This window comes from Xanthomonas axonopodis (assembly GCF_001304695.1).
In the GTDB taxonomy this organism is placed as follows: Bacteria; Pseudomonadota; Gammaproteobacteria; order Xanthomonadales; family Xanthomonadaceae; genus Xanthomonas; species Xanthomonas axonopodis.
The window spans coordinates 1-7,479 of the sequence record NZ_JFAQ01000114.1 but is presented as its reverse complement, the minus strand read 5'-3'; the positions used below and the strand labels follow the sequence as shown (position 1 = coordinate 7,479).

General features: G+C 62.0%; 3 protein-coding genes, 1 tRNA gene and 1 pseudogene. 3 read left to right on the top strand and 2 right to left on the bottom strand.

Annotated elements, in window-relative coordinates; translation table 11 throughout:
* Positions 1-337 (bottom strand): annotated as a pseudogene (locus XAXN_RS11395) (transposase); the annotation flags it as partial.
* A gap of 306 nt (positions 338-643) precedes the next feature.
* Here XAXN_RS11395 and XAXN_RS11390 point away from each other — a divergent pair.
* Positions 644-3,100: an HrpF/NolX family T3SS translocon protein gene (locus tag XAXN_RS11390; RefSeq protein WP_054319632.1), complete on the top strand. Its 2,457-nt coding sequence runs from the start codon at positions 644-646 to the stop codon at positions 3,098-3,100.
* A gap of 870 nt (positions 3,101-3,970) precedes the next feature.
* Positions 3,971-5,614, top strand: coding sequence for a type III secretion system effector XopAE (gene xopAE, locus XAXN_RS11385; protein WP_134980383.1), 1,644 nt, complete (start codon positions 3,971-3,973; stop codon positions 5,612-5,614).
* Between the two features lie 408 nt (positions 5,615-6,022).
* Here xopAE and XAXN_RS11375 read toward each other — a convergent pair.
* A tRNA-Arg gene (locus XAXN_RS11375) sits at positions 6,023-6,099 on the bottom strand.
* Between the two features lie 483 nt (positions 6,100-6,582).
* Here XAXN_RS11375 and ubiA point away from each other — a divergent pair.
* Positions 6,583-7,479, top strand: an 897-nt coding sequence (gene ubiA, locus XAXN_RS11370; RefSeq protein ID WP_245149950.1) for a 4-hydroxybenzoate octaprenyltransferase, incomplete at its 3' end; no start/stop codon positions are given.

The window sequence follows — 7,479 nt, the reverse complement described above, 5'->3', positions numbered from 1 at the left end:
CAGGCATGCCGGATGTTCGTGTGGCCATCATCTACGGCCCATTGGGCCATCTCCCGACGTTGAGATGGCCTCACCATTTTTTTGCCATCGCCTCCTTCAGCAGGTCGGCGCTGAGCTGGGCATCGGCGTACATCTTCTTCAGGCGCCAGTTCTCGTCCTGCAGCTCCCTGAGCTGGGACATCAGCGATGCGTCCATGCCGCCAAACTTGCTGCGCCACTTGTAGAACGTCGCCGAGCTGATGCCGTGCTCCCGGCACAACTGCGGCACTGACGTGCCGGCCTGGGCCTGCTTGAGGACGGCAATGATCTGGCTGTCGGTGAAGCGGGATGTCTTCATGGAACCTCCTCGGAAAAGAGTACGAGAAAATTCCACTTCTGGCGTCAGCTAACCTGTGGGGGGATTACCAAGCCACAGCAGGACCACGCGTCTGCCGGGCAGATGCACGCGACCGAGCGGCCCCTGAATGGGGGGGCGACGCGCCGGTTTTTGCGCTTTTTTCGCCAAAATAGTTCGTCGATCAAGGCGCGCATCGCGCAGGTTGGCAACATACGGCTACACCGCATGGGCGTATCCGTGCGGCCGTATAAGAATAACCTTATACGAAGGTGCTCTGCCAATTCTGCCATTAGCGAGGCCGCCTATATGTCGTTCAACACGCTTTCTACCGGAAGTAACCCCAGCCAACTGCTGGGCACACCGTCAAACGAGTCGTCCTCATCGGAGTTGCTGGGGTCGGATTCGTCCAAGGATGGCTCCGACCTGCCATCGACGATGGATAACATCTTTCTGATGATCTACCAGCTGCTGGCCGCCCTCCAGGCCAACACGCCAACGAGTGCATCAACTGATGCGCCGTCCAGTACGGCAAGCGGCGATCCCAACACCCAGTTGTCCGCATCGGACTGGCAAGCCACCCAGCCGATCGAAAAGCGCACCTCATGGCCATCCCTGGGCTACGACTTCAATCCCAAGCACATCAAGGGGAAGGATGCGCCGCCGGCGTTGGAGGGGTCGACGGTCACCTGGAACGATGGCACGCTGACCAAGTCGGAACTTCAGATCGTTTCGACGCTGAATGCCCACAAGGATCAGATGCCGCTCGAGTACAAGCATCTCGACGACAAGATCAACGACCCTTCCACGCCCGCCGACCTGAAAGCGGCGTTGCAAGGCCTTAAACAGGATCCGCGACTTTTCTTTGCCATTGGCTCGCAGGGGGACGGCAAATGCGGCGGCAAGATCAATGGGCAGAATCTTTGGGACTTTTCGGATTCTCATCCACAGGTCAAGGCATTGGGTGGGAAGAACGACGAGTTCAACCCCAAGAACATCAAGGGTTCCAACCCGCCACCGGCTGCGGAGGGCTCGACGGTCACCTGGAACGACGGCCAGCTCAATCAATCCGAGGTGGAAATCGTTTCGGTCCTGGATCGGCACAAGGACCAGATAGGGTCCCTGCCCTTCGATCAGCTTGACGCAAAGATCAACGATCCATCAACGCAGCCCGACTTGAAGGAGGCGTTGATAGGATTGCAGAAAGATCCGCGCCTGTTCTTTGCCATCGGCTCGCAGAAGGACGGTAAGTGTGGCGGCAGGATCAACGGGCAGAACCTCACAGATTTTTCGTATTACCACAAGCAGATTGCCGAATACAACGACAAGAAGGCCAAGGATTACACGCAGAACTACATCGCATCCGATAGCCCCGACAAAACCAAAGCGTCGGTCATGACCAAAAGCGATGCCTTGCGCGAGCTGTATCGCTATTCCGACTATCTGCCCAACAATCTGAGCGAGGACACATTCGCCAAGATCGTCGATGGCGACAGCAGGACCGGCAAGTGCCCGCCCCAGGTGATGGCGGCTGCCCAATATTTTCGCGATCACCCCGACGAGTGGAAGGAGTTTGCAGGAGATTCCGGCTCGATGACCAAGCCGGACTTCCTGCAGAAATCCAGTTCCGAGATGCACCTGACAGCGGACGAGCAGAAGACGCTGGACACCATCAACAGTCATCAAGACGCGTTCTACGGCGACGGCAAGGTAGTGACGCGCGACAAGCTCGACGCGATCTCCAAGGACGACAAGGCCGACCCCGCAGTGAAGCAGGCCGCCACGCAGTTGTTGAGCGATCCGTTGCTGTTCGGCTTGTTGAACAACTCGATCACCGGCTACAAGAAGCCCCATCACTTCTTCGGCGGCGGCCATGTCGTCGACTCGGGCAAGATCAGTCAAAACGATTTTCGGCAGTTCTATGACCACATGAGTGCAGCCAACAAGACCGTGGACACGCCGGCCACGCACGATGCGAGCTCGCCCGATCAGCAAAAGGCCGTCGCGGACATGCTGGTGGGCAAGTACGATCCGCCGGCGATCAAGAAGCCCAAAAAGGATGTCGGCACGTTCCAACAGGGCCTGCACGAGTTCCTCAAGTGGGACAGCAAGATCCTGGACTGGATGTCCGTCGGCCTCAGCGCATTGAACGGGATCCCGATCATCGGCGAAATTGCCGATGCGGCGTCGATTGCACTGGAAAGCGAAGCGCAGGCGGCGCAGGTGGTCGACACCGCGATTCAAGGTGGGGATATGTCGCTCGCGTTGAAGCTGGCCGGCGTCAATATGGCCGGGGCGGTGGTTGGAGCAATCGGTGGACCCACGGCCAGAATCGGGGCCAAGGGGGTTGCGAAAGGAGTCGCCGAAGCCGCAGCCAAGGAAACAGCCGAAGCCGCGGCCAAAGGAACTGCCGAGGGCGTGGCCAAGGGAACTGGCGAGGGCGCCGCCAAAGGAACTGCCGAGGGCGTGGCCAAAGGTGCCGGTAAAACGGCAGCAGAACGGCCGAGTGCCGAAGAGTTCGCAAAAGGGTATGTGGCCGGCACCACCATCAGTAAATCGGTTGAAATTCTCAAGATGCCTGTCATGGCGGGCTTGCACTACGAGGAATATCAACTGGACAAGCAGAAGGACGGAGAGATCCACCAAAAGATGGAAAACGCCGGCGGCGTCCCGGTGGGTAAGCAGATTATTCCCAGGGGTATCGCCGACAACTTCGATGGAGACGTGCGACAGAATCTGCGGAACGTCAGAGTGCGTCGTAGATAACGCGCATGCCACAGCGAAATTGCGTTACACATCCTGCAGCCGGCGTTGGCGCTCGAAAACGTCGGCGTTGCGGCAATGCTGGTCGATCAGCTGCGACGTGCTGCAGGAGCGCTCTGCGCTGATGCGTTGCGTTATCGCTTGGCGGCTTTCGTATCAACGTGCCTCCAGGTGCCTGGAGGCACGTTACGGCGTCGCTGCAACCGTAACGTGCCTTGGGGCGATCAAGCGACGGGATACCAGACACTGTCGCGGGAGCATCAACGTCTTCTCGGTAGAAAGGATCGACACACGTGGATAATGCGTCACCAGCGATGCGACGCACCACCTCATCGATCGCCTGCTGCCATCGTGAGTACCACGTCGAAGACCGATGAGACCGAACGCCGGACCATCCACTGCTTTCGGTGAGCATGTATGCAGCACGGGTACGCGCTTGCAAAAAAGCGTCTGATTCGCCAGGCGATGCAACCTCTCGCTTTGGTGCCGCCATTGCAATTGCATCGCAGTAGCCTGAATTCCGGAACGCTGCAGCCAGCCGACTACGCAGGTTATCTCGTCATGATCAATTTCAATCGCCTACTGCGCTCTCGCCCGCGAACGGATACCGCCGATCAAGCGCCCGCTGACGACAGGCCTTCACGGCAACCCTCGAGCGCGGAAGGCCTGTTGGGCCCCCTGCTCGCGCGGCCGCGACGGCGTGAAAACACGGCAGCGGCAGACACGTCGACGCCCAGAAACCCGGGGCAAGGGCGCCTTATGAGATCGCCTCTGCGTCCGTCGCGCCAGCCGGCTGCACTGGCTGCAGCCTCTTCTGCACCACCGCGCAGCATCGAGCACGACATCGACGAGTGGCTTGCGCAAAGCCTACCGATGGCAGAGCAGGTCCGAACCGGCATCAACTTCCATGACGGGCAGAGGGACACGTCACGGGAGGTGCTGCAACGCGTGGCAGACGCGATCCGCCTTGCAGCGACCCGCCGCAGCACCGAGCTCGTTCTCGACTACGGCCTCCCTGCCAAGACGCTCCCCGATGCGATCGGCCGGCTCGACGCGCTACAGAAATTGACGCTGATGCATACCGGGCTTCAGTCGCTGCCAGACACCCTGGGACAGCTGCGCCAGCTCCGCCATCTGCAGGTCCTTGGCACGCCCGGTCTGAAAAAGTTGCCACCCTCGTTCACGTGCCTGTCCAATCTACAAACCCTTCAATTGACGTTTGCTCCGTTGGACGAGTTGCCCGCAGACCTGGGGCGGATGCAAGGTCTGCGCAACCTCACGCTGGCAGGCGGGCACTATGCGCGCCTGCCAGCCAGCATCGTTGAACTGAGCGGCTTGACCGAGTTGAGCATGTCGCGCTCTTCGCATTTTCACGAGTTGCCTGAGAACATCGGCCTCATGCGGGGGCTCAGGTCACTGGAGGTGGCATCGAATTCCAAGCTTGAGCAGCTTCCTGGCAGCCTCACCCAGCTGCATCGGCTGGAAAAACTCAACCTGTCTTCCAATCGCAGGCTGGCGCACTTGCCTGAGGACATCGGTCAACTGCGCGGCTTGACGGAACTGTCGCTCCAAAAGTGCGCAGCGCTGCGGCAGCTGCCCGACAGCGTGGGGGATCTGGCCCAATTGCAACTGCTGGATCTGCGCGACACGGAGCTGCAGACCCTTCCGCAGTCGCTGGCCCGACTGCCCGCTCGCTGCGACATCAAGGTGCCGGAGCATCTGGCACGCCAATTGCTGCAGATCCGCGACCCGGAACGCGCGCAGCGCGAGGAGCAGCGCGCGGCACAGCGGCTGGCCGACAGGAGACGGCGCGCGCCCGTGCCGGCAGCGCAACAGGCCGGGTCATCGTGGAACCGCGTCCCCGAGTTCACGAGCGTGTTGCGCCGTATCGATGCCGACCTGGGCGAGCGTTTTGACAAGTGGGCGCAGGGCCTGGCGCAAACTGCTAGGATGTTCGGCGAACCCATCACACGGGCCGACATGCCCCTGCTGGACCAGGTGGTGGCCGAGGCCATTAGATCACCCGAATTCCGCAGCAGCTTCGGCGATTTTTTGAGCGATCACACCCCCAAGATGCTGAACTTGGACGGCATGACGCAGGTGGGGGGGGGCGGGCCCGCCGTGCGAGGAGACGTCAAAACCGCGTTTGCGGAGATGCTCAAGCACAAGCTCATGCACACGCAGGACCACGACACGGCGCTGGGCCTGCTGCAGGAAGCGCTGCAAAATCCGGATTTGGGGCTGCCTAGGAATAGGCTGCTGCGCAGCAGGAATGAACTCACCGGACATGCGCAGATGTGGCCGCCACTGAAGGCCTATATCTCCATGCACGATGTGGAAGGAAAAGCAGCGCAGGAAGCGGCGACCACGTGGGCGATGGCGCAGTTCGAAGAAGCGCATGATGGAGGCATCGGGGAAGCAGAGGCCAAGCGGGAGTCCGAACAGGCGCAGGCCAACGCGAACCGCTTCATCGAGGAGCGGGCGCGTGCACTGCTGCGGGAATGGGGCATCCGTTAGGCCCTGGCGTCCGGCGATGTCGTGCCCCGGAGTTGATAACGGGCAGGTCTGCTGGTGATGTCGGTGGCAGAACTCGGCGGGTGTTTGCCCGCCATTCTGTGCAGCCTCTGTTGACTGTTGGCAGCCAGCCAAGCGTCGGTCGGTCGGTCTGCTCGCTTCGCTCACGCTGCAGAGCATGTGCATGCCCACGACAGCGCATTGGTTGCTGTCTTTGAAACGTTCCATGAAGCCGCTTGACGGGGCGGGGGCGCCCACCTTGCGTTTCTTCGTCAAGGGCTGGTGCGCCTATCTATGCCCGGATCAGCTCGGGTGCCAGTGGATCCGGGTGAACCTTCGAATGTACAGACAACAAAACCCCCCGATCTATCGAGGGTTTTGTACATCCCAGGACACGCCTGGAACTTGAATTGGTGCGCCCGGAGGGATTCGAACCCCCGACCAATGGCTTCGGAAGCCACTACTCTATCCGGCTGAGCTACGAGCGCCTGGCCGCGCATTATGCCAGAACAGCCGGCGCGCGCGTGATGGGGCTGGGCGATGCGGACCTGGCGAGCCACGGCGTCGCTCTAGGCGTGATGACACCGGCCTCTCGGCCCGAGCAGTTGCCGGGTGGCCGCCGGATGTCCAGGTTCACAGTGTACAGGGTCCACGCGTGCAACGGTGTGGCCATCTCAAGCGGCAGTCGTCAGAACGCCAGCCTGCTCAACGCCTCCAACCTGACAGTAAGGTTGAGCACGCGCCCGAGCGCGGCCACTGCCGAGCTTGCGTGGCAGCCCGCACCACCCGCCGCAGCCCGCCTGCACCAACGCCTGGCCCTGGCCGCTCGCAACCTTGATCGCCGAAGCCAGCCGCACCCCATGAATAGCCGGCCACCGCGCAACGCAGGGCATTCCCAGGAGTGCCGCCCGGACGGCACGCACCCCGCGCCCACATGACCACGGCCAAGCCGGGCTGCTACCCTTTGCCGCATGAGCAAGCATGGTGTCGAACAACTGCCCGCAGCGCCCACGCTGACGTGGCCACAGCGATTGGGCCAGTACTGGAAACTGGTGCGTGGTGACCGTCCGATCGGGAGCCTGCTGCTGCTCTGGCCCACCTGGTGGGCGTTGTGGCTGGCCGCCGATGGCCTGCCGCCGCTGTGGACGCTCTTCGTGTTCACCGCCGGGGTGTGGCTGACCCGTTCGGCCGGCTGCGTGATCAACGATTACGCGGACCGCTGGCTGGATCCGCACGTGGAGCGCACCAAATCGCGTCCGCTGGCCTCCGGCGCGGTCTCCGGGCGCGAGGCGCTCTGGGTGTTCGTGGTGCTGATGTTGGTGGCCTTCGCGCTGGTGCTCACGCTCAACTGGCTGACCGTGGCGCTGAGCGTGCCCGGCGTCTTCCTGGCCACCAGTTACCCCTATCTCAAGCGCCATACCCACCTGCCGCAGGTCTATCTGGGCATGGCGTTCGGCTGGGGCATCCCGATGGCCTTCGCCGCCGTGCACGGCAGCGTGCCGTTGCTGGGCTGGCTGCTGTATGCCGCCAACATCCTGTGGGCCACCGCCTACGACACCTGGTACGCGATGGTTGACCGCGACGACGATCTCCGCATGGGCAGCAAATCCACCGCCATCCTGTTCGGCAGGTTCGATCTGATCGCGCAAGGCATCCTGTATGCGCTGATGGCCGCGACGCTGGCGTTGGTTGGCCTGCGCGCTGATCTCGGTGCTGCGTACTGGGCCGGTCTGGGCGTCGCGGCGCTGCTGGTCGTCTACGAATTCCGCATCGCCCGCCACCGCCACTGCGATGCCGACGAAGATCGCCAGGCAAACCAACTTGTTGTGCAGGAAGGCCCGGAAGAAGGGGCGGCGCTCGCGGTGGCG

Coding starts and splice junctions, on each gene's coding strand:
- xopAE (WP_134980383.1), top strand. CDS start 3,971: ATGGCAGAGCAGGTCCGAACCGGCATCAACTTCCATGACGGGCAGAGG.
- XAXN_RS11390 (WP_054319632.1), top strand. CDS start 644: ATGTCGTTCAACACGCTTTCTACCGGAAGTAACCCCAGCCAACTGCTG.